The sequence below is a fragment of the Stenotrophomonas acidaminiphila genome (assembly GCF_001431595.1).
In the GTDB taxonomy this organism is placed as follows: Bacteria; Pseudomonadota; Gammaproteobacteria; order Xanthomonadales; family Xanthomonadaceae; genus Stenotrophomonas; species Stenotrophomonas acidaminiphila.
The window spans coordinates 25,484-47,229 of the sequence record NZ_LDJO01000030.1; the positions used below are offsets into that span (position 1 = coordinate 25,484).

At 68.7% G+C, this 21,746-nt stretch carries 22 protein-coding genes; 17 read left to right on the forward strand and 5 right to left on the reverse strand.

Annotated elements, in window-relative coordinates:
- Nucleotides 1–26: 26 nt before the first annotated feature.
- The 7 genes from ABB33_RS10990 to ligD all read left to right on the forward strand — a co-directional run bounded on the left by ABB33_RS10990 (nucleotide 27) and on the right by ligD (nucleotide 7,168).
- Nucleotides 27–1,028, forward strand: coding sequence for a DNA topoisomerase IB (locus ABB33_RS10990; protein ID WP_056932132.1), 1,002 nt, complete (start codon nucleotides 27–29; stop codon nucleotides 1,026–1,028).
- Between the two features lie 96 nt (nucleotides 1,029–1,124).
- Nucleotides 1,125–1,337: a hypothetical protein gene (locus tag ABB33_RS18225; protein WP_054668664.1), complete on the forward strand. Its 213-nt coding sequence runs from the start codon at nucleotides 1,125–1,127 to the stop codon at nucleotides 1,335–1,337.
- Between the two features lie 41 nt (nucleotides 1,338–1,378).
- Entirely contained in the window at nucleotides 1,379–2,422 is a 1,044-nt protein-coding gene (locus ABB33_RS11000; RefSeq protein ID WP_056932134.1) for an SDR family oxidoreductase, read from the forward strand.
- Between the two features lie 16 nt (nucleotides 2,423–2,438).
- Nucleotides 2,439–3,014, forward strand: coding sequence for a cysteine hydrolase family protein (locus tag ABB33_RS11005; protein ID WP_056932135.1), 576 nt, complete (start codon nucleotides 2,439–2,441; stop codon nucleotides 3,012–3,014).
- A 79-nt stretch (nucleotides 3,015–3,093) separates the two neighbouring features.
- Nucleotides 3,094–3,993: a non-homologous end joining protein Ku gene (gene ku, locus ABB33_RS11010; RefSeq protein ID WP_056932136.1), complete on the forward strand. Its 900-nt coding sequence runs from the start codon at nucleotides 3,094–3,096 to the stop codon at nucleotides 3,991–3,993.
- 2 nt (nucleotides 3,994–3,995) lie between these two features.
- Nucleotides 3,996–4,661 carry a hypothetical protein gene (locus tag ABB33_RS11015; RefSeq protein ID WP_056932137.1) on the forward strand — a complete coding sequence of 222 codons (666 nt, stop codon included), beginning with the start codon at nucleotides 3,996–3,998 and terminating at the stop codon, nucleotides 4,659–4,661.
- Entirely contained in the window at nucleotides 4,658–7,168 is a 2,511-nt protein-coding gene (gene ligD, locus ABB33_RS11020) for a DNA ligase D (RefSeq protein ID WP_056932138.1), read from the forward strand. Before ABB33_RS11015 ends, ligD begins: the two co-directional genes overlap by 4 nt.
- Nucleotides 7,169–7,416: 248 nt before the next feature.
- Here the strand turns inward: ligD and ABB33_RS11025 are convergent, their stop codons facing one another.
- Nucleotides 7,417–7,731 carry a BON domain-containing protein gene (locus ABB33_RS11025; RefSeq protein WP_380610396.1) on the reverse strand — a complete coding sequence of 105 codons (315 nt, stop codon included), beginning with the start codon at nucleotides 7,729–7,731 and terminating at the stop codon, nucleotides 7,417–7,419.
- 339 nt (nucleotides 7,732–8,070) lie between these two features.
- On the opposite strand from ABB33_RS11025, the gene ABB33_RS11030 reads away from it, so the two are divergent.
- From ABB33_RS11030 to ABB33_RS11040, 3 genes are all read left to right on the forward strand, one after another.
- Nucleotides 8,071–8,322 (forward strand): hypothetical protein, encoded by a 252-nt coding sequence (locus tag ABB33_RS11030; protein ID WP_152985049.1) that lies wholly within the window; start codon nucleotides 8,071–8,073, stop codon nucleotides 8,320–8,322.
- A 149-nt stretch (nucleotides 8,323–8,471) separates the two neighbouring features.
- Nucleotides 8,472–9,074, forward strand: coding sequence for a hypothetical protein (locus tag ABB33_RS11035; protein ID WP_056932140.1), 603 nt, complete (start codon nucleotides 8,472–8,474; stop codon nucleotides 9,072–9,074).
- A gap of 2 nt (nucleotides 9,075–9,076) precedes the next feature.
- Nucleotides 9,077–10,093 carry a magnesium transporter CorA family protein gene (locus ABB33_RS11040; RefSeq protein WP_056932141.1) on the forward strand — a complete coding sequence of 339 codons (1,017 nt, stop codon included), beginning with the start codon at nucleotides 9,077–9,079 and terminating at the stop codon, nucleotides 10,091–10,093.
- 74 nt (nucleotides 10,094–10,167) lie between these two features.
- Here ABB33_RS11040 and ABB33_RS19060 read toward each other — a convergent pair whose 3' ends face one another.
- The gene (locus tag ABB33_RS19060; RefSeq protein ID WP_225546620.1) at nucleotides 10,168–10,566 is read right to left on the reverse strand and encodes a hypothetical protein; all 399 of its coding nucleotides are present in this window, start codon (nucleotides 10,564–10,566) and stop codon (nucleotides 10,168–10,170) included.
- On the opposite strand from ABB33_RS19060, the gene ABB33_RS11050 reads away from it, so the two are divergent.
- Nucleotides 10,541–11,200: a DUF6766 family protein gene (locus tag ABB33_RS11050; RefSeq protein WP_054665433.1), complete on the forward strand. Its 660-nt coding sequence runs from the start codon at nucleotides 10,541–10,543 to the stop codon at nucleotides 11,198–11,200. The genes ABB33_RS19060 and ABB33_RS11050 overlap by 26 nt on opposite strands.
- 97 nt (nucleotides 11,201–11,297) lie before the next feature.
- Nucleotides 11,298–13,670, forward strand: a complete 2,373-nt coding sequence (locus tag ABB33_RS11055; RefSeq protein WP_056932142.1) for a catalase — start codon at nucleotides 11,298–11,300, stop codon at nucleotides 13,668–13,670.
- 255 nt (nucleotides 13,671–13,925) lie between these two features.
- Here ABB33_RS11055 and ABB33_RS11060 read toward each other — a convergent pair whose 3' ends face one another.
- Nucleotides 13,926–14,819 carry a LysR family transcriptional regulator gene (locus ABB33_RS11060; protein WP_054665437.1) on the reverse strand — a complete coding sequence of 298 codons (894 nt, stop codon included), beginning with the start codon at nucleotides 14,817–14,819 and terminating at the stop codon, nucleotides 13,926–13,928.
- 121 nt (nucleotides 14,820–14,940) lie between these two features.
- Between ABB33_RS11060 and ABB33_RS11065 the strand changes: the two genes are divergently transcribed.
- Complete coding sequence (locus ABB33_RS11065; protein ID WP_056932143.1) at nucleotides 14,941–15,996, forward strand: NAD(P)-dependent alcohol dehydrogenase; 1,056 nt, start codon at nucleotides 14,941–14,943, stop codon at nucleotides 15,994–15,996.
- A gap of 276 nt (nucleotides 15,997–16,272) precedes the next feature.
- Here the strand turns inward: ABB33_RS11065 and ABB33_RS11070 are convergent, their stop codons facing one another.
- Nucleotides 16,273–17,556 carry an amidohydrolase gene (locus ABB33_RS11070; RefSeq protein ID WP_056932144.1) on the reverse strand — a complete coding sequence of 428 codons (1,284 nt, stop codon included), beginning with the start codon at nucleotides 17,554–17,556 and terminating at the stop codon, nucleotides 16,273–16,275.
- A 503-nt stretch (nucleotides 17,557–18,059) separates the two neighbouring features.
- Here ABB33_RS11070 and ABB33_RS11075 point away from each other — a divergent pair.
- From ABB33_RS11075 to ABB33_RS11090, 4 genes are all read left to right on the forward strand, one after another.
- Entirely contained in the window at nucleotides 18,060–18,638 is a 579-nt protein-coding gene (locus tag ABB33_RS11075) for a sigma-70 family RNA polymerase sigma factor (protein WP_056932151.1), read from the forward strand.
- Nucleotides 18,635–19,276 (forward strand): DUF1109 domain-containing protein, encoded by a 642-nt coding sequence (locus ABB33_RS11080; protein WP_056932145.1) that lies wholly within the window; start codon nucleotides 18,635–18,637, stop codon nucleotides 19,274–19,276. Before ABB33_RS11075 ends, ABB33_RS11080 begins: the two co-directional genes overlap by 4 nt.
- A gap of 253 nt (nucleotides 19,277–19,529) precedes the next feature.
- A complete protein-coding gene (locus ABB33_RS11085) occupies nucleotides 19,530–19,982 on the forward strand; it encodes a thioredoxin family protein (RefSeq protein WP_082595071.1) in 453 nt (150 codons plus the stop codon).
- Nucleotides 19,983–19,994: 12 nt separating this feature from the next.
- On the forward strand, nucleotides 19,995–20,723 hold the full coding sequence (locus ABB33_RS11090; RefSeq protein WP_056932147.1) for a cytochrome c biogenesis CcdA family protein: 729 nt from the start codon (nucleotides 19,995–19,997) through the stop codon (nucleotides 20,721–20,723).
- Between the two features lie 122 nt (nucleotides 20,724–20,845).
- Here the strand turns inward: ABB33_RS11090 and ABB33_RS11095 are convergent, their stop codons facing one another.
- Nucleotides 20,846–21,616, reverse strand: a complete 771-nt coding sequence (locus ABB33_RS11095) for a class I SAM-dependent methyltransferase (protein WP_056932148.1) — start codon at nucleotides 21,614–21,616, stop codon at nucleotides 20,846–20,848.
- Between the last annotated feature and the right edge of the window lie 130 nt (nucleotides 21,617–21,746).

A 21,746-nucleotide genomic window follows, 5' to 3' on the forward strand; every position in this document is an offset into this window, starting at 1 on the left:
ATGGGTTTCCATGATCGGGCCAGGCCATGGGTGAGAGCCGCCTGCGCCACGTCCATGACCGGCAACCGGGCATCGTGAGGCTGCGCGCCGGAAAGGGATTCCGCTACGTTGACGCCGATGGTGCGACGGTGCGCGACCGCCAGACCCTGCAGCGGATCCGCCAGCTGGCAATCCCGCCGGCCTATAGGGACGTCTGGATCTGCGCCAGCGCCGACGGGCACCTGCAGGCGACCGGTCGCGACGCGCGCGGGCGCAAGCAGTACCGCTACCACCCGGACTGGGTGCGGCGGCGTGGTACGGATAAGTTCGATCGCATCCTGGCGTTCGGGAAGGCACTGCCGGCGCTGCGCAGGCAGGTGCGTCGGCACCTGGCATTGAGCGGGCTTCCACGCGAGAAGGTCCTGGCCCTGGTCGTATCGGTGATGGGCCGGACGTATGCGCGGGTCGGCAATGCGGCCTATGCGCGCAGCAATCGCTCCTACGGCCTGACCACGCTGCGCACCCGCCACGTGCGCCTGCCGGCAAAGCGCGTCGCGCAGATACGGTTCGCCGGCAAGTCAGGCCGCGTGCACGTGCTGCACATCGACGACGCCCGGCTGGTGGGATTGATCCGGCGTTGCCATGACCTGCCCGGCAAGATGCTGTTCCAGTACCTGGACGACGACGGCCAGGTGCGGCCGGTCGATTCCGGCGATATCAACGCTTACCTGCGGCAGGCGACCGGCGCTGCGTTCAGCGCCAAGGACTTCCGCACATGGGGAGCAACCCTGACCGCCCTGATGGAACTGGCGCGGTTGCCACTGCCTGCGGATGCCAGTGCGACGCACTGCACCGCGATGCAGAACCAGGTGGTCGCATCGGTGGCGGCCACTCTCGGCAACACTCCGGCGGTGTGTCGCGCGTCCTACATAGATCCCTGCGTATTCGATGCCTGGCGCGCCGGCCGGCTTGAACCCCTGCGCGCACTTCGTGGCATACGCCAGCTGGAGACGGCCGCGTTGCGCCTGCTGCGCGCATGCCACCGCTGACGGCCCCCTCATGCACATGGCGTCCACGTCCTTTCACGGCCGGGCAGCGGCGGCGCTGCGGACAATCAGCACTCCATCTGCATCGAGGACATGGCCATGGCGACCTGCGACGTCTGTGGAAATGAATATGCCAACAGTTTCACGGTGACCCAAGGGGCCGTCACCGGCACCTTCGATTCGTTTGAATGCGCGATCCATGCCATGGCGCCGCGCTGCGCGCATTGCCGATGCGCGGTGATCGGCCATGGCATCGAGTCCGCCGGCGTGGTCCATTGTTGCGAACACTGCGCCCGCCACGCGGCCGCATGAATGCCTGATAGCCCTCCATACCCGTACAAGGAGCATGATCCATGGCTACTGGCAGGAAGACATCCGGCAGCAGGAAATCCCCGGCCTCGGTGCAACCCGGCAAGGGCCGCGCGAAGACCGCCGGGGCAGGCGCGGATACCACCGCCGCGCGGCAGCGCGCACTGCAGACACAGGCCCGCAGGCAGGGCGCGGGCAAGCCCGCATCCTCCGATGGAGGCGTCCAGGCCGGCGTCCGCCGGCAACCGGCGAAGATGCCGGCACAGCACCTGGACAAGCCGGGCAACGAGCATGAACTGCAGCTGCCGCCACGCTACCAGGCACCCGCTTACCGCGGCAGCGGCAAACTGCAGGGCATGCGCGCACTGGTCACCGGGGGCGATTCGGGCATCGGCCGGGCAGTGGCCGTCCTGTTCGCGCGCGAAGGTGCCGACGTGGCGATCCTGTACCTGGACGAGCACGAGGATGCGCGGGCCACGTGCGCCGCGGTCGAGAAAGAGGGCCGGCGCTGCATCGCCATCAGCGGTGACGTGCGTGACCCTGCATTCTGCGACCAGGCCGCGCGGCAGGCGGACCGGGCGCTGGGCGGCATCGACATCCTGGTCAACAATGCGGCCTTCCAGCTGCATTGCCACCGGCTCGAGGATCTGGGCGATCTGCACCTGCAGGAGACCCTGCAGACCAACATCGCCGGCTATATCCACATGGCGCGCGCGGTGCTGCCTTACCTGGGCCAGGGTGGCAGCATCATCAACACCGGTTCGGAGACCGCGCTGTTCGGCAGTCCGTCGCTGATCGACTATTCGGCGACCAAGGGCGCGATCCATGCCCTTACCCTGTCCCTGGCGGCGCAACTGCTGCCCCGTGGCATCCGCGTCAACTGCGTCGCGCCGGGCCCGGTGTGGACGCCGCTGAACCCGGCGGACAAGGATGCCGGCGATGTCGCCCGGTTTGGCGGCGACAGCGACATGGGGCGGCCGGCGCAGCCCGAGGAGGTGTCGCCGGCTTACGTGTTCCTGGCTTCGCCGGTGACCGCCAGCTACATAAGCGGCGTGGTCCTGCCGGTCATGGGCGGCCCGCGCGGCTGAGTGCGGCAGGGCGAGCATGGCGACCGGCAAGGCCAACGCAACCGCGCTGATCATCCTGGACATGGTCAACCTGTTCGACTTCGAAGGCGGCGACGCGCTCGGCGCACGCGCCGTCGCGATCTGCCGGCCGATCGCCGACCTGCGCCGGCGGTTCGATGCGGCATCGCAGCCGGTGATCCATGTCAACGACAACTTCGCCCGCTGGCAGGGACAGTTCGGCGACCTGGTCGAAGCCTGCGCCAAAGCCGGTGGCCATGCCGCAGCCACGGTGGAGCGGCTGTCGCCACGGCCGGGTGATTACCACGTGCTCAAGCCCAAGCACTCGGCATTCCATGCCACGCCGCTGGCGATCCTGCTGCGCAAGCTGGGCGTCCGCCGGCTGGTGCTGACCGGGATTGCCGCCGATTCGTGCGTGCTTGTGACCGCGCAGGATGCCAAGATGCATGAATTCGGGCTGTGGGTGCCGGCCGACTGCGTGGCCGCGATCAGCGTACGGCGCAAGCGCGATGCACTGGCGGTGGTGGCGCATTCGCTGCTGGCGCCGGTGGCCCGCTCGCGTGAAGTCCGCGGGATATTCCCGGTACGGGCGTGAACGTGCCGGGGCGGTTCTTCACGCCTGCTTTAGCCGGTATTGGCCAGCGTTGTCGCCAGTTCACAACGGTATGCACGCCATGGCGCGTCCGATCTGGACGGGAACCCTGTCTTTCGGCCTGTTGAACGTCCCGGTGTCGCTGATGAGCGGCGAGCGCCGGGTGGACATCAGCTTCCGCATGCTCGACTCGCGTGACCGCAAGCCGATCCGCTTCGAACGGGTCAATGCCGAAACCGGCGAGGAAGTGCCATGGAAGGATATCGTCAAGGCATTCGAGTACGACAAGGGCAGCTATGTCGTGGTGGAAAAGGAGGACATCGCCTCGGCTGCGCCGCAGACCCACGACTCCATCGACGTGGAAGCGTTCGTCGAGCGCGACGAGATCAGCGTGCGCTTCTATGAAAAGCCGTATGTGATCGTTCCCGGCAAGAAGGCGGAGGAGGGCTACGTGCTGCTGCGCGAGACGCTGCGCGACACCGGCAGGGCCGGCATCGCGCGCGTTGTCATCCGCACCCGCGAGTACCTGTGCGCGGTGGTGCCCGAGGGCGAGGCGCTGCTGTTGATGATGCTGCGTTATCCGCAGGAACTGGTGGACCCGGCCGAGTACAGGCTGCCCGGGGGCAAGCCTGCCGACTACCGTATCTCCAGGCGCGAGACGGAGGTGGCTGCGAGCCTGATCGAATCGATGTCGGTGCCGTGGCGTGCGGACGATTACCAGGACGAGTTCCGTGGCCGGCTCGAGGCGATCATCCGCAAGCGCCTGAAGGCCAAGGGCGCCACCACCCGGATCATCGACGAACACACCGAGCCGGAGGATGCCACCACCAACGTCGTCGATTTCATGGCGCTGCTGCAGAAAAGCCTGGAAGAGAACAAGCGCACGCCTGCCGGCAAGCGGAAACCGGCGAAGAAGGCGGCACCCCGCAGGTCCGCCGCGAAGAAGGCAGGCACGTCCACGCGCCGGAAGGCGGCGCCCTGAGCATGGGCGGCGGCCGTCGCTTGATTCCAGTCGGCAGCATCGGCCGGCGGGTCTATGGCACGACTTTCCTTTACGTGCTGCCCTGCGCGAATGAGGACCACGCCAAGCTGAGCATCGCCGGTGATCCGCTGGTGCGAATGCAGGCGTTCTCTTCACGCTACTACGAATTCTTCGACCTGGATGCCGGCTGGCTGCTGGAGGCCGCCACCGTGGCCGAGGCGCGGACATGGGAAACCACGCTCAAGCGCCAGCTGCGGGCGCATGCCGCGCCGGCGCCGCTGCTGGTCCCCGCGCGCGCGGGCGGCCGCACCGAGTGGGCCCGCGGCGCGCTGTCGGCACTGGCCGGCTGGCGCGATGCGCAGGTCGCGCAGGGCTTCGTGGCGCACGCCCCGCTGCGCGGCTGGGTACGCCAGCGCCTGTTGCAGGCAGGGGCAGACCTGCAGCACCACGTGCAGGCAATGGTCGAGCGGTTCGGCGCGGTCGCGTACTGGCCGCCGGCGGTGCCTGGCACGCCGCTGGGCGTGCTGCGCGATGTACTGGACGCCTGCGTGCTGCTGGAGACCATGCCCGATGACCTGGGCCAGGCTGAGCTGGATGCATGGCATCGGCGCAACAGCGGGGTGCCGTTGCCTGCCATGTCACCAACGCCGGGCCTGGAGCGGCGATGAGTCTGTACGACTATCGACGCAAGCGCCGGTTCGACCGGACCCCCGAGCCGTCGGTGGACCGCCGTCGCGCGCGCGGCATGCACCCCGTTTTCGTGGTGCAGCTGCACCACGCCAGCCATCGCCATTACGACTTCCGCCTGCAGGTGGGCGGCACCCTGCGCAGCTGGGCCGTACCGAAGGGGCCGAGCCTGGACCCGTCCGTAAAGCGGCTGGCGGCCCAGGTGGAAGACCATCCGCTGGACTACGCGGATTTCGAAGGGGATATCCCCGCAGGCCAGTATGGCGCCGGCCATGTCGCGATCTTCGACCACGGCACCTGGGCTACCGACGGCGATGCGGAGGAGCAATTGGCCAGCGGGCACCTGCGCTTCCAGCTGTTCGGCGGCAAGCTCAGGGGCGGATGGCACCTGGTGCGTTCGGGTGCACGTGGGCGGCAGCCGGAATGGTTGTTGTTCAAGGCGCGCGACGCATACGCGGCCCCACTGGAGGCGGACGACCTGCTGGACGCTGCCCCGCCCGGGCGGGGGCCGGCCGCGGGCAAGCGACCACGCCCCGTGCCGGCGCGGGGCCGGCGCCTGTTGGCAGCCGCGGCCAAACTGCCCGGTGCCCGCCGCACCCGCGCAGAACCTGCATTCCACGCGCCGCAGCTGGCCACCCTGGTGGAGGCGGTGCCGGACGGGGACGGCTGGCTGCACGAAGCCAAATGGGATGGCTATCGGCTGATCGCGCAGCTGGCCCGCGACCGGGTGCGGCTGTGGTCGCGCAACGCGCTGGAATGGACGCAGCGGCTGCCCGCGATCGTGCAGGCCCTGCAGGCGCTCGATGTCGTGGCGGTGCTGGACGGCGAGCTGGTGGCCGGGGCCGGACGCCAGCAGGATTTCGGCCTGCTGCAGGCCAGCTTGTCGGGTGAGCGCGCCGCGCCCCTGTCCTATGTGCTGTTCGACATCCTGCAACTGGGCGATGTCGATGTCCGTGGCTGCCGCCAGGACGACCGCAAGGCGTTGCTGGCCACGCTGCTGGAATCGGCATCGCAGCCGCTGGTGTACAGCTCGCACGTGGCCGATGGCCAGCGCGCCCTGGCCATGGCGGTGGAACGCGGCCTGGAGGGCATCATCTCCAAGCGTGCCGCGGCGGCTTACCGCAGCGGTCGCGGCGACCACTGGCGCAAGGTCAAGCACCGCATGTCCGACGAGTTCGTGGTGGTTGGGTTCACCGCACCCAAGGGCAGCCGCAGTGGGCTGGGGGCGCTGCTGCTGGCCACGCCCGTGGGCCGCAGGGGCTGGCGCTATGCCGGCCGGGTGGGAAGCGGCTTCAACCAGCACACGCTCGACGCACTGGTGCGGCGGCTGTCGCCGCTTGCCCGCGACACACCGTTACCGGCCATCACCGCCGGGGCCGTCGGGCCGGGCAGGGTCCAATGGGTGAAGCCGGTCATGGTGGTGGAAGTGTTCCATCATGGCACCGGCAATCAGGGCCTGCTGCGGCAGGCGTCGTTCAAGACCATCCGCGCCGACCGGAACGTGGCCGAGCTGCGCGCCGCGGTGCCGGTTCCAGTACCGGAGGAACACAGCATGCCTGACCATATGCCCGGGTCGTCAGCTGCCGCCACCGATGTGGCGCTGACCAGCCACAGCCGCGTGGTGTATCCAGACGCCGGCATCCGCAAGCAGGAAGTGTTCGCCTACTACCGCGACATGCTGCCGTGGCTGCTGCCGGAGATCGTCGACAGGCCGGTGTCGGTGGTGCGCTGTCCGCAGGGCACCCAGCGACCGTGTTTCTTCCAGAAACACCTGCCGCCCGGCACCGGGCATGTCGGCACGGTGCCGATCGAGGAGGAGGGCGGCACCCGCGCGGACTACATCGTGGTGCGCGATGCGGCCGGGCTGCTCGAGCTGGTGCAGTTCAATGCGCTGGAGTTCCATCCGTGGGGCGCGCGGGCCGATGCGCCGGACCTGGCTGACCGCATCGTGTTCGATCTCGATCCTGGCCCGGGGGTGGCCTGGGCCCGGGTGGTGGCAGCGGCCCGGCAGGTGCGCGATCACCTGCGCGAACTGGGCCTGGAATCCTTCGTGCGCATCTCCGGCGGCAAGGGCCTGCACGTGGTGGTGCCGCTGCGGCCGGCCTGCGAGTGGTCGCAGGTGAAGGCCTTCGCGCGTGCTTTCGCCGAAGCCATGGCGACTGCCGATCGGCTGGCCTACGTGGCCACGGCCAGCAAGCGCCAGCGCAAGGGGCGCATCTTCATCGACTACCTGCGTAACGGCCGGGGTGCCACCAGCGTGGCGTCGTTCTCGTTGCGGGCCCGGCCGGGCGCGCCGGTGGCCATGCCATTGCGCTGGGAGGAGCTGGGCAGGGTCCGGCGCGCAGACGCCTACGACATCGCCTCGGAACCACGCCGGATGAAGCGGATGAAGCAGCATCCCTGGGGCGACATCGACCGGATCCGGCAGGACCTGGCGCCCATTGCCGCGCGCCTGTCCGGGCGCAACCCACGCAGACCAGATGCATGAGTGCGCTGCACCGGCGCAGTCATCCGTGCGGCGGCGCCGCGTCCGCCAGCCGCGCCGGCCGCCCGCCACGCGCATGACGATGTGCAGGCGTGCCAAGCACGCGCCCCTGTCGCGTATGCCCCCGCGCTGCGGGCACCGGCATGACCGGCCAGCGGTGGCAACCACGCCGCAGCATGCGAAGCGCGGCGTGGCGCCGATGCAGATGCACGGGCGGCCGTCGGCCAGGGCCCACGCGCCGCCCGGCTAAGTCACTTGCCGGCGCGTACCACCAGCCGGTTGTCCACGCGGCTGACGCCCTTGATGCCCTTGGCGACGGCGACAGCCTTGTCGGCTTCGACCTTGCTGTCCACCTCGCCGCTCAACGATACGACGCCATTGACGGTCTCGACCTTGATCGCCATGCCGGGGATGTCCTTGGTGGCGAGAAGATCGGCCTTGACCTTGGTGGTGATCCAGGTGTCGCTGCCGGGTTGCGCCGATTCGTGTTCCTGCGTGCCATGCGCCTGGGGGGCGGCATGGCCCGTGGTGATGGCACCCGCGCTGGCGGCCGCGACGATGCCCATGAGCAGGAAGTGCTTCATCTTGCTGGTGTCCATGTCGATTCTCCACGCGGAGCGGAAGTGCTCCGAGGCCATGATGGCTGGCGTGCGATTAAGACCATGCAGCAGATCGGTGATGGCCATGTGCACGCGCAGCGGGTGCCGCGTGCGTGCCCGGCGCGAACTGCATGGCGGACGCAGCGCATGCGTTGGCACGGATCATGGGCAACGGAGCCACGGGGCACCGGTTCGTGACCGGTTTCAGGGTTTCACGCCACGACCGCGCCACGCACGCAATGGCTTCACTTCGCGCAGGCTAAATGGTGCATGCCGGGGCGGGAACAACCATGAGGAAATCTTGCTGTGAAAGGTGTTCAACTCTATCTGGTGGGACCGGGACAAGAGCGCCGCCCGGTCAGGCGCATCGCCACGGAGCTGGCCGACATCAAGACCATGGGCATTCCCGCCAGGAGCGCGCCCGTGGCGGCCAACACGCTGATCGAGATCAGCACCCTGGCCGATGACCAGGGCAACCTGGCAAGGCAGATCGACTGCGAGGGATTCCGCTACAAGTTCAAGGGCTCGGAAATTCCCTGGTCGCTGGTGGTCGGGTGAAGGAATGGGCGGGCCTGTCGCGCGACGAGGGCCCGCCCCCGTTGCAACGCATGCATGTCCGCATGCGGCCACGCCGGCTTCACGCCCGATCACGGCCTCCTTGCAGTTGCCTGTCTATACCGGGCGTTCCTCAGCCCAGGAGAACATCCATGACTTCCAAGATCCATGCGGCGCAGGTCCGCGAACTGCTGCTGCAGGCCCTGGAAACCGAACGTGGTGGCATCGAGGTGTACACCGCGGCCATCCGTGCGGCACGCAACAAGGACCTGCAGCAGGAGTGGGAGGGCTACCTCGAGGAAACCCGCAACCACGAACGGATCCTGATGCGCGTGTTCGAGGAGATGGGCCTGGACCCGGAAACCCCCAGTCCGGGACGCGACGTCGTCGCCCACCAGGGGGCGTCGCTGGTCGCGGCGATCGAAATGGCGCTGGCCAATGCCAAGCCCGCCGACGCGGAGCTGGTCGCGGCCGAATGCGTCGTGCTGGCCGAGACCAAGGATCACATGAACTGGGAGTTGATCGGCCAGGTCGCCGAACAGGGCGGGCCGCGCGCCGAGCTGCTCGCGCAGGCCCATGCCGCGGTGGAGACGCAGGAGGACCATCACCTCTATCACACGCGCGGATGGGCACGTGAACTGTGGATCCGCAGCCTGGGCATGCCCGCGGTACTGCCGCCGCCGGAAGAGCAGAAGGACGTGCAGACCGCCATCGGTGCGGCGCGCGCGGAGAAGGCGCGGCAGGATTACCTGTAGTCATGCAGGCGGCCGGCGGCAATGGTGATGCGGCCGAGGCGGCCGGAGCGGCGCGCGCCGGCTTCTTCTGCAGGCTGTTCGACGCGCGCGGACACGCGCAGGCGATCAGCCAGTGCTCGCTGGCCGCCTGCCAGCCGGCGCGCGATACGCTGGCATGGGTCGACCTGTGCGATCCCTCGGATGAGCAGATCGATGCGGTGTGGGCGGCATGGAGGCTGCCGCAGGCCGCCCGCCCGTTCCTGGACGGCGGCAGCGTGCCCGAGGTCGGGCAGAACGAGGCCTTCTTCTGGGTGCGCGCGGTGGTTGCCGGCGGCGGCGACAACAAGGACCGGGTCAACGGAGTCGTACTGGTCTGCGTGGCCGGTGCCGACCGCGTGGTCACCTTCCGCCGGGAGCCGGTTGCGTTCCTGGAGGAGATGCGCACGCAGCAGCCGGGCAGGGTGGGCGTGCTCGGCGCGGAGAGCTTCGTGGCCACCGTGCTCGACCGCCTGCTGGGCAGCTATTTCAAGGCCATCGACGAGCACGAACTGGCGATCGAACGGCTGGAGGTCAGCATCCTCGGCAAGGGCGCATGTGACGCGCTCAAGGAACTGCAGCGCCTGCGTCGCTGGGCGTCGCGCCTGCGGCGCATGCTGGCACCGCACCGGGTGGTGTTCGGTGCGATGTCACGCCCGGAATTCCGGCCTGACGAAGGGCGCGAGGCGGACCGTCACTTCAACGCCTTGAACATGCGTTTCGAACGTGCGCTGGACATGGTCGAGAACGCGCGCGACCAGGTTCTGGGCAGCTTCGAGCTGTTCAGCAACCAGACCGCATTGCGCACCAACCAGGCCATGCGGGTGCTTACCTTCGTCACCGTGGTGACCGGGTTGATGGCGACCATCGTCGGCGCACTGGGCATGAACTTCGGTGCCGGGCTCTTCGACAGTGGCGATGCCGGCTTCTATGCAGCGCTTGCAGGGCTGGTGGCGATGGGGCTGGGTGCGTTCGTGCTGGGCCGCCGCCAGCACTGGTTCTAGCGGTTCTCGCGGTCCCTGGCGCGTGCCTGCGGGGTGCGGGCGGCGCGCGGCCGCCCGTGGCTTCGGGTCGTGGCCTATTCCGGCGTCTTTGCCGGCACGAACGGCGAGACGGGGTCGCTCGCCGGGAAGGTTTCCTCCAGTGCCTCGTCGTGGTTACGGCTTTCGTGATGCTTGCGCTCGCGGCGCTGCTGCGGGGTTTCACTGACATCGCGTTCGGCATCGGTAGCGGGCGGGTCTTTGCGGTCTCGATTCATGACGGTGTCCTCGCTGGGGGAGACCGGATTGTTGGCAGCACGGGCGGTGGCCGGCGTGAAGCAACTGCATGCGCCGTGCATGCCGATGGCGCTTCGTTCATCGATGTGACCTGTCGGGAAGACGGATGCCACGGTCCTTGACGCGGGCTTTCGTGGACGCTGGTCAAGGTCTGCCGCGAACCGGAGGAAGCCCATGAACAAGCACAGTGCGTCGTTCATCCACCGCAACGGGCTGTCGCTGGCCTTGCTTGCGCTGTTTGCCGTCTCGCTGGCTGGACAGATCTGGACCGGGCTGCGCACATTCAACGCGGAGTTGGCGCAAAGCGGTGCAGCGGCACTCACGTTGGGCCAGTACCTGCATAGCGGCCATTTCGTCTCGGCCACATTCGAGAACTGGGAAAGTGAATTCCTGCAGATGGGCATGTACGTACTGCTGACGGTGGTGCTGCGCCAGCGTGGTTCGGCCGAGTCGCGCAAGCTGGAGCCGGATGCGGAGGTGGACGAGATAGAGCCCGGAACGCCCCCGTGGCCGGTGCGCCGGGGCGGGGTGTGGAAGGTCCTGTACGCCAATTCGCTGTCGCTGGCCTACCTGGTGCTGTTCGCGCTGGCGTTCGCCGGGCATTGCTACGGAAGCTGGCGACATGAGAACCAGCAGCGCGCACTGGAGGGACAAGCGGGCATCGGGCTCGACGACCACCTTGGCAGTGCGCGGTTCTGGTTCGAATCGATGCAGAACTGGCAGAGCGAGTTCCTGGCGGTGCTGTCGATCGTGCTGTTGAGCATCTACCTGCGGCAGAAGGACTCGCCCGAATCCAAGCCGGTGGAGGCACCGCATTCGCAGACCGGGACATGAGCGCGATCAAGGTGCCGTGAGGGGATGCCGGCGCCGGGTCACGCATGTTTTACCGCAGGCAAATAGGGTGGAGGCCCGTTTCACATCAGGTGCTCCCATGGCCAGCAAGAAAGGCATTTCTTCCCATCCTCCACACGGCAAGGCCGCGGCGCGTTCGGACAGCGGCCCGGCCGACAGCGGGTCACGGCGGCCGCTGCGGCCCGAGGACGAGGTGCCGGGCCTGGTTGATGGGTGGGCTGGCCAGCGTACCCACAACGCCGACAAGTCCGCCGAGTACGGCAGTGCCGCGGGCATGCCCCCGCAGGGCGAACACTTTCCGGAACCCGCCACGGCGGCAGGTGCCAGTACGACGAGCGAAGCGAACGCCGGCGCAAAGGTCGGCACCGCCGCGGCCGCAGGCCAGGACGCCAATGCCGCGCCGCTGCAGCGGGCGCGCAACGACGGCTCGGGCAGGCACATGACCACCAACCAGGCGGTGGCGGTCGCGGACAACCAGAACAGTCTCAAGGCCGGTCTGCGCGGACCGGCATTGCTGAAGGATTTCATCCTGCGCGAGAAGCTCACCCATTTCGACCATGAACGCATCCCCGAGCGCGTGGTGCATGCGCGCGGTTCCGGCGCGCATGGCTACTTCGAGGCCTACGAGGATCTTTCCGCACTCACCCGCGCCGCGCCGTTCCAGCAGGCGGGCAAGATCACCCCGGTGTTCGTGCGCTTCTCCACGGTGGCCGGTGAGCGTGGCTCCAAGGACACCGCGCGCGACGTGCGCGGCTTCGCGGTGAAGTTCTATACCGACCAGGGCAACTGGGACCTGGTGGGCAACAACATGCCGGTGTTCTTCATCCAGGACGCGATGAAGTTCCCGGACCTGGTGCACGCGGTCAAGCCCGAGCCGCACCATGGCATGCCCCAGGCGGCGTCGGCGCACGACACTTTCTGGGACTTCGTGTCGCTGATGCCCGAGTCCGCCCACATGCTGATGTGGCAGATGTCCGACCGCGCGATTCCGCGCAGCTACCGGATGATGCAGGGGTTCGGCGTGCATACCTTCCGGCTGGTCAATGCGCACGGCGAATCGGTGTTCTGCAAATTCCACTGGACGCCAAGGCTGGGCACGCACTCGCTGGTGTGGGACGAGGCGGTGAAGATCTCCGGCGCGGACCCGGACTACCATCGCCGCGACCTGTGGGAGGCGATCGAGGCCGGCGACCATCCCGAGTACGAGCTGGGCATCCAGGTGTTCAGCGAGGAACAGGCCGAGGGCTTCAGCTTCGACGTGCTCGACGCCACGAAGATCGTGCCCGAGGAGCTGGTGCCGATCCTGCCGGTGGGACGCATGGTGCTCGACCGCAACCCGGACAACTTCTTCGCTGAAACCGAGCAGGTGGCGTTCTGCGCGGCGCACGTCATCCCCGGTATCGACTTCAGCAACGACCCGCTGCTGGCCGGACGCATCCACTCCTACGTGGACACGCAGATCAGCCGGTTGGGTGGCCCCAACTTCCACGAACTGCCGATCAACGCCCCGGTGGCGCCGGCACACAACAACCAGCGCGACGGCATGCATCGCCAGGCCGTCCATCGCGGCCGGGTGTCCTACGAGCCCAACTCCCTGGCCGGTGGCTGCCCGTTCCAGGCCGGAGCCGCCGGCTTCGTATCCTTCGCCGAGCCGCCGCAGGGCGACGAGGTGCGCGGCAAGCCGGAGAAGTTCGCCGAGCACTATGCGCAGGCGACGCTGTTCTACGACAGCCAGAGTCCGGCCGAGCGCCGCCACATCGCCGATGCATTCCGTTTCGAGCTGAGCAAGGTGACGGTTCCGGCGGTGCGCCGGCGCGTGGTATCGATGCTGCGCAACGTCTCCGGGGAACTGGCCGCCGAGGTCGCGCGCGGACTGGGCATGGCGCTGCCGCCGGCAATGCCGCGCGTGCGCACCACCCCGGTGACCCCGGAAGTGGCGTTGTCGCCTGCGCTGTCGCTGCTGTCGCGACCCGGTGAGGACGGGATTCGAACCCGCCGCATCGCGGTGCTGGTGGCCGATGGCAGCCGCGCGATGGACGTGACGACGCTGCATGAGGGGTTGACCGCGCAGGGCGCGGTGGTGCGCCTGCTCGGGCCGCACGTGGGCCGCCTGCAGGATGCGGACGGCGCCGCGTTCGATGCCGACGCATCGCTGGAGAACGAGCCGGGCGTGTTGTTCGACGCGCTGGCGGTCGTGGGCGGCGCGGCGGCCGCGGCGGTACTGGCCGCCGACGTACGGGCACTGGAGCACCTCCGCGACGGCTACCGCCATGGCAAACCGCTGCTGTTCGTCGGCGAGGGGCGCCAGGTGTGGGATGCGACCGGGGTGACGCCGCTGGACAACGATCCGTTGCTGCTGTTCGCCGGAGCGGATGCGGACGATACCGTGGAGCGCTTCGCGGCTGCCATCGCCCGGCACCGCTATCCGGAGCGTGAACCGGCGATGCTCTGAGACCGGGCGCGGCAGACGATGGCCCTGGCGGTTGCTGGCGGTGTCGCCCCGCGCCCGCGCAGGGCTGTGCCGCGGAGTCCTGCCCGGACGGCGATGGGCGTGGTTGGGAGGGGGAGGGGTGGCGTAGCCGTCGCCCGGGAGTGCGGACGTCCGCCAGGGCGACGGCATCTTCCGCCGCATCCACGACCCGCCCGCGGGCGGTGCATGCACGGCGTCAGCGCGTACTGGCCAGGAGGTGGCTGCCGTGCCGCGTGCTCATCCGCCCGCGCGCAACGCCTCCACCACCAGGGCGAATGCCGGCGAGTGCTGCTTCCGGCTCGGGTAGTACAGGTGGTAGCCGGAGAACGGCGGGCACCAGTCCTGCAGCACGCGTACAAGCCGACCGTCCTCGATGTGCGGGGCGAACTCACCCTCCGGCAGGAACGCCACGCCCAGGCCATCGAGCGCGGCCTGCACGATCGGCGGCGTCGCGTTGAAGATCGCCTGTCCCTCCACGCGCACGTTCACCTGCCTGCCACGACGCTCGAATTCCCACACGTACAGGCCGCCGGCGGTGGGGAAGCGGATGTTGATGCAGTTGTGCCCGGTCAGGTCCTCGGGGACCCGGGGTGGCGGGTGGCCACTGAAATAGGCCGGCGAGGCGACCGCCGCCATGCGCAGCTTCGGGCCGATCGGCAGGGCCACCATGTCGCGATCGATGCTCTCGCCCAGGCGCACGCCGGCATCGAACCGGTCGGCGACGATGTCGCGCAGGCCATAGCTGACATCGAACTCGATGCCGATGTCCGGGTAGCGTTGCATCAGCGGCAGCAGCCGCGGCCACAGCACGGTGCGCAGCACATGTTCGCCACAGGTGATCCGTACCCGCCCGGCCGGGGTGTCGCGCAGTTCGCTCAGTGCCTCCAGTTCGGCCTCGATCTCGTCGAAGCGGTTGCCGATCGCCCCCAGCAGCCGCTCGCCGGCCGGGGTGGGGGAGACACTGCGCGTGGTGCGGGTCAGGAGGCGGATCCGCAGGCGTTCCTCCAGCGCCTTGATGGCCTGGCTGAGCGCGGACTGGGACACGCCCAGGGTGGCGCCCGCGCGGGTGAAGCTGCCCTCGCGGGCGACGGTGACGAAAGCCAGCAGGTCGTTGAGATTGCGTCGTGCCATGGCCCCAGTGTGGCACGCCTGATTGATTAGAATGACTAATAGAGCCTAAAAGAATCCATCGGCTAATCACCGCAATGAAGCCGGTGCAGAATGCATCACCTCCCACCCGGATACAGCCGACATGACCCAGACCGTCAAAGCCTATGGCGCCCACGCCGGCGACCGCCCGCTGGAGCCGATGGACATCACCCGGCGTGCGCCCGGCGCGCACGACGTCCAGATCGAGATCGCCTACTGCGGCATCTGCCACTCCGACCTGCACCAGGTGCGCGCCGAGTGGCACGGCACCCATTTCCCCTGCGTGCCCGGCCATGAAATCGTCGGTCGGGTATCGGCCGTCGGCGCCGAGGTAACCGGCTTCGCAGCGGGCGACCTGGTCGGCGTGGGCTGCATCGTGGACAGCTGCCGCCACTGCGATGACTGTGCCGACGGCCTGGAGAACTACTGCCACGGCATGGTCGGCACCTACAACGGCAAGACCGCCGACACACCGGGCTGGACGCTGGGCGGCTACTCGCAGCGCATCGTCGTCCACCAGCGCTACGTGCTGCGCATCCGCCACCCGGAGGCCAAACTGGCCGCGGTGGCACCGCTGCTGTGCGCCGGCATCACCACCTGGTCGCCGCTGCGCCACTGGCACGCCGGCCCCGGGCGCAAGGTCGGCGTCGTCGGCATCGGCGGCCTCGGCCACATGGGCATCAAGCTGGCCCATGCGCTGGGTGCGCGCGTGGTCGCCTTCACCACGTCCGAGTCCAAGCGCGAGGCGGCGCTGGCGCTGGGCGCCGACGAGGTGGTGGTTTCGCGCGACCGCGATGCGATGGCGGCGCACGCCGGCAGTTTCGACCTGATCGTCAACACCGTGGCCGCACCGCACGACCTGGACGCCTTCCTGGCGCTGCTGCGTCGTGACGGCGCCATGGTGCTGGTCGGCGCGCCGGCCACCCCGCACCCTTCGCCGAACGTGTTCAACCTGATCACCCAGCGCCGCACCCTGGCCGGGTCGATGATCGGTGGCATCCCCGAGACCCAGGAGATGCTCGATTTCTGCGCCGAGCACAACATTGTCGCCGACATCGAACTGATCGCCGCCGATGGCATCAACGCCGCCTACGAGCGGATGCTCGCCGGTGACGTGAAGTACCGTTTCGTGATCGACAACGCCACCCTGGCCGGTTGATACCGCCTGGCCCGTCAGCCGGGACGGGCCGGGGCACGACAGCCGTGCCCCCTTGCCGGGCGGATACGCATGCCGCCGGGCGCGTTGCGCGCCCGCGCGGTCTCTCTCGACCCGGCGCGGATGCATGGTGCGACGCCATGCCGGGCCGGCAGGTGCCAGCGCCACTAAGTGTTGGATCGCCCGGCGCAGCCGCATCCAATGGTGCCTGATGTCCAGCACGATCATCCGCTCACCCGGCGTCATCACCGATGACGCCGGTCCTGGTACTGTCGTCTGTCAGGGGGCCACATTGCGTGGGGTGTCGGCGGCCACGCACAGCCATGCCGCCGCCGCGCTGAGCATGGCCTGCAGCCCGACCTTCAGGGTCGGTTCGAGCACCGGCGCGAAGCGCGGCGAATGGTTGCCTGGCAGCGTGTTGAGGGCGCCTTCGGCCTGCGCCCTGGCATAGGCTGAAGGGTCGGTGCCGCCAACGAACCAGAACACATACGGCACGCCCCAGGTACGGCCGAACACGCTGAAGTCCTCGCTGGCGGACATCGGCTTTCCTTCGCGCGCGTCCTCGCCGAACTGGGCATGGAATGCCGCGGCCACGCGTGCGGTGGCCTCGCGGTCGTTGTCGGTCATCGGGTAGCTGCTGAGCGTGGTGAACTCCGGCGGCCGTCGTGCGCCGGAGGCATCGCACTCGGCGCAGCAGATGCGCCTGACCGCCTGCAGCAGGTGCGTGCGCACCGCCTCGTCATAGGTACGCATGTTGAGCTTGAGGGTGGCATCGTCGGGAATGATGTTCTCCTTGGTGCCGGCCTGCAGCGAACCGATGGTGAGCACCGCGCTGTCCAGTGGCGACACCTCGCGCGAGACGACGGTCTGCAGGCGCATCACCGTGGCCGCGGCCATCACCACCGGGTCCACCGCGGTCTGCGGCTGCGAGCCATGCGAACCGCGCCCGAACAGCTTCACCTTCAGGCTGTCGGCCGCAGACAGGATCACCCCGGGCCGATAGCGCACCGTACCGGCCATGCCCACCATCACATGCTGGCCCAGCACCACGTCGGCATGCGGCAGGCCGAGGTGATCCCAGTCGCCGACCATCGCACTGGCACCCTGTGCGGTCTCCTCGCCAGGCTGGAATACGGCCATCACCGTGCCGCGCCATGCATCACGCACCCCGGCAAGCACCTGTGCGGCCCCCATCAACCAGGTCACATGCAGGTCATGGCCGCAGGAATGGGCCACGCTGACGGTCTGCCCGTCGCCATCGGTAGCCGTGGCGGTGCTGGCGTAGGGCAGGCCGGTCTGCTCGGCCATGGGCAGCGCGTCCATGTCGGCACGCAGCATCACCGTCGGGCCGTCGCCATTGCGCAGCACGCCCACCACGCCGGTGACGCCCACGCCGCGGGTGACGGCATAGCCGAGCCGTTCGAGGTGGTCGGCGGCGATGCCGGCGGTGCGATGCTCCTGCATCGACAACTCCGGATGTCGGTGCAGGTCCTGGTAGATATCCACGAGGCGTGGCTGCAGGTGCGCGAACAACGGTTCCAGCGCGGCGGTCAGCGGGTTCATGGTCGATCCTCCGGAAAGCCGGCACCACGCTGCGCCTGCACCCGTTACCGGGGCGAAAAAGGCGAAAGCGGGACCGGGGGCGGTTGTTCTCCCGCGCCGAGTGCCCCCGGCTGCCTGCGCCGGCATGATCGCCGGCCGCCGCGGTGGTACGGTCGCCTGCAGCCTTCCGGTGAATCGCGGCCCCCACGGCAGTCGCAGGCAACCGGGGGGGCATGATTCCATGCCAGGACACCGTACGGGCACAGGGCAACGGGTGCCGCAGGTGCCGATTGACGTCCGTGCATGCCGCGGGATGCGTGGATGAATCGCGTCCAATGGCATTGCAATGACGGTGTAACCGGAAGGCGCCCTGCAACGAACTCCCCTGGATGACCGATTCCTTGCCAGACAAGTGCCTGTCCACCCTTCCCGTGCCCGCGCCCCCGGCGGGGTGCGGGCAGGGTGGGTTGGCCATGCGTCCGTCCCGATCCAGGCGCAGCGAAGGGGGGCAGGTGAGCCGCACCATGTCCGCGCCGGCCCCCACATCGCCATCGCCCGCTGATCCGGTCGAGGCCGTGCTGCGTGCGTTGTTCGAGGCCGGGCTGGACGGCGATCCCGCGGCCTACCGGTGCTTCCTGGACGCGTTGAGCGCACGCCTGCGAGCGTTCCTGCGTCGTCGGCTGGGCGGGGCGCCGGATGACGTCGAGGACATCCTGCAGGAGACCTTGCTGGCCATCCACAACAGCCGCCATACCTACCGCAGCGGCGAACCGCTGACCGCATGGGTCTATGCCATCGCCCGCTACAAGCTCATGGACTTCCATCGCAGCCATCACCGGCGCGAAGCGCTGAACCTGCCGCTGGAAGCGGCGCAGGACGTGTTCGCGGCCACCGACACCGAATCGGCCCAGGCCCGGCACGATATCGGCCAGTTGCTGGAGGCGCTGCCGGACCGTCATCGCCTGCCGATCCTGCACGTCAAGCTCGGCGGCCTGTCGGTCAGCGAAACCGCACGCCTGACCGGCATGTCCGAGTCGGCGGTGAAAGTAGGCATCCACCGCGGCCTGAAGGCGCTGGCATTGAAGATACGGAGTGCAGCATGAAAACCCATGAGCTGATCGATCTGCTGGCCAGTGATCCCATGCCGGTGCAACGGCATGCGGCTGCGCGCCGGTTCGGCCTGGCCCTGCCACTGGGCCTGTTGATGTCGCTGGGACTGCTGCTGGCCGGCTTTGGGCTGCGCCCGGACCTGGCGGAGGCATCCATCCAGCCCATGTTCTGGGCCAAGGCGGGATTTGCGCTGGCGATGTTCTGCGGTGCGCTGTGGGTGACGCTGCGGCTGTCACGCCCGGGGCAGGCGGTCGCGGCGGCATGGTCGGGGCTGGGGATTCCGCTGCTGCTGCTGTGGGGCGGGGCGGCGGCGGTGCTGTGGCTGGCATCGGGCGACGAACGCCTGGCGATGCTCATGGGGCGCAGTTGGCGCAGCTGCGCCTTCAGCATCGCCCTTCTCTCGCTGCCGCTGATGGGCACGACGTTCTGGGCGGTGCGTGGCCTGGCGCCGACGCGGCTGCGACTTGCCGGCGCTTCAGCAGGGCTGCTGGCGGGGGCCGCGGCAACCCTCGTCTACTGCCTGCATTGCCCGGAGATGGACGCCCCGTTCTGGGCCTTGTGGTACGTGCTGGGACTGTCGCTGCCGACCGCCGCAGGGGCAATGGCGGGGCCGCGCCTGTTGCGGTGGTGATGCGCAGCCGGCGCGGTGATCCACGGCAACTGCCGGCTGCATGCAAGCCATGCGTCGCCATCGGGCCAGGGCTGGCCGGATGCCGCGCCATGCAGCGGTCATCGTCGCCAGCGACGCGGGCAGGCCGGAATGTGGCCTCCAGGCGGGAGCTCCGGTGCATCTCAGGTGAGCGTGGCCACCGGCATGCTCGCGTCGGTGTAACCGGCGGTGCGCCTCGCGCGAATGGATATCCACCTACCCACTGGAGATTCCAATGCGTCATATCCATGCCCTGCTTGCCACCGCTGCGCTGGCCGCCACCGTGCCCGCCACCGACGCGATGGCCGCTGCCACGCCCACGCCGTCCCCGGCGATGACCATGGCCATGGCGCCCGGCGTCGCGATCCGGGCGTACGACCAGATGGCCTTCGACCAGGCACAGGCAGCCAACAAGCCCATCCTGGTCTGGGTGCACGCACCGTGGTGCCCGGTGTGCCGCGAGCAGGAGAAGGCGATCAAAGAGATCACCGCCGATCCGGCGTACCGCGACCTGGTGGTGCTGCGCATCGATTTCGATACCCAGAAGCCACTGTGGCAGAAGTTCGGGGCCACCATGCAGTCCACGCTGATCGGATTCCATGGCAAGCGTGAAACCGGCCGCGTGGCGCACGAGAGCGACGTGGCCCGGGTCGCGCCGGTGCTGCGCTCGACCCTGTCCGGCAGCTGAGGCCGCCACTGCATGAGCCTGGGCGTGAACCCGGCACTGGCCTACGTGGCCGGTGCCTTGACCATCCTTTCTCCCTGCGTGTTGCCGCTGGTGCCGATCGTGCTGTCGTCGGCGGCGCAGCGGCACCGCCTGGCACCGCTGGCGCTGTCGGCCGGCCTGGTGCTGGCGTTCACCGCCACCGGCTTCGTGGTGGCGGCCTTCGGGCAGTCGCTGGGGATCGATACCCTGGCGGTACGCGCCGCGGGCGCGGTGGTGTTGTGCCTGGCCGGACTGGTGTTGCTGCTGCCATCGCTGCAGCACCTGTTGACCCGCGCCGCCACGCCGTTGGCGAACTGGGCGGGCCGCACCCAGCTTGCATTCGATGCGCGCGGAGGGCTGTGGGGCCAGGCCCTGGTCGGGATGCTGCTGGGCGTGGTATGGGCACCGTGCGTCGGCCCGACGCTGGGTGCGGCCATCGCACTGGCGGCGGCAGGGCAGAGCCTGGGCGCGGCCTTGCTGGTGATGCTGGCCTTCGGCCTGGGCATCGCCAGCGTGCTGCTGGTCATCGCCTTCGCCGCACGCGGCGCCCTGGACCGCTGGCGTGGCCGGTTGATGGGCGCCGGCAGCCGCGGCAAACAGCTGCTGGGCGTCCTGCTGCTGCTCGTCGGCGGCCTGATCCTCAGCGGCTGGGACCGCCGGATCGAGGCCTTTGCCCTGGATCACCTGCCGGACTGGATGACGCGCCTGTCCACCGCGTTCTGAGGACCGGTGGCGCGCTGTGCCCGGGATGCCGCCCGCATGGCCGCATCCCGGTTGCGCACCGTGCTGCTGCGGTCATGGCGGAGGGGCCATGCCCTGCATGCGGGCCATCACGGAGGCCGGGCTCAGGCCGTTCCGCTCGCCGGGCGTGTCGCTTCAAAGGTGACGACCTGGTCGCCCTTCCGGGGGCGGCGACCGCGCTGGTAATTGCCTGAAACGACCACGTCCGTGAAGCCGGCTGCGTACAAGGCGAGAGCGAACTCCTCAACTCCCCACCAGCGCAGCTTGAACAGGTCGAGCTCCGTCGCTGCCAGGTTGCCGCTTCGCCAGTGTTCATAGCGCAGGTGGGACAGGGTCGTCTGCGCGATGTAGTCTGTTTCGACCCGATGATCCATCAGCGTCAACAGTTCACCTTCCTCGGTGGTCCAGCTACGCAATGCGCCGGACGGGCCCAGGAAACCGTCGATCGCATCGAGGTCGAGGACCAGCTTGCCACCCGGCAGCAGATGCTGATGGAACCGCCTGAGCACGGCGGAGGCCGCCGCAGCGTCCGTGATCAGCTGCAGGGATCCGGCCGGAATGATGATCGCGGCGAACTTCCTGTCATAGGCGAAGTCTTCGAAACGGCGGCGCGTCAGGTTCGCGGCTACGTCATGCGTCCAGCATGCCTCGCGGCAGTAGCCCAGCATTTCCTCGGAGGTGTCGAACCCTTCGACCGCGAATCCAGCCTTGAGCAACGGTACCAGAATGCGCCCGTTGCCAACCGCAGGTTCCAGAACCGGGCCTGCGCACTCCCCGAGCAGCTGCCGGTAGTACTCCACATCACCGAACGACCGGCCGACCGGCTTGTCCAGATTGTAGACCCATGACGCGAGCCTTCCGTAACGATTTTCCATTCCTCTCCCGTGCAGCCGAGCTGCGATCCCATCCGCATCTGGCTGCGCAGCTGGACCGGCCAGAGTTCCGTAGACACTCAGTCGCCGCTCTGCGCGTAGCGCCTCTCAAACTCTACCGGTGACAGTCCGC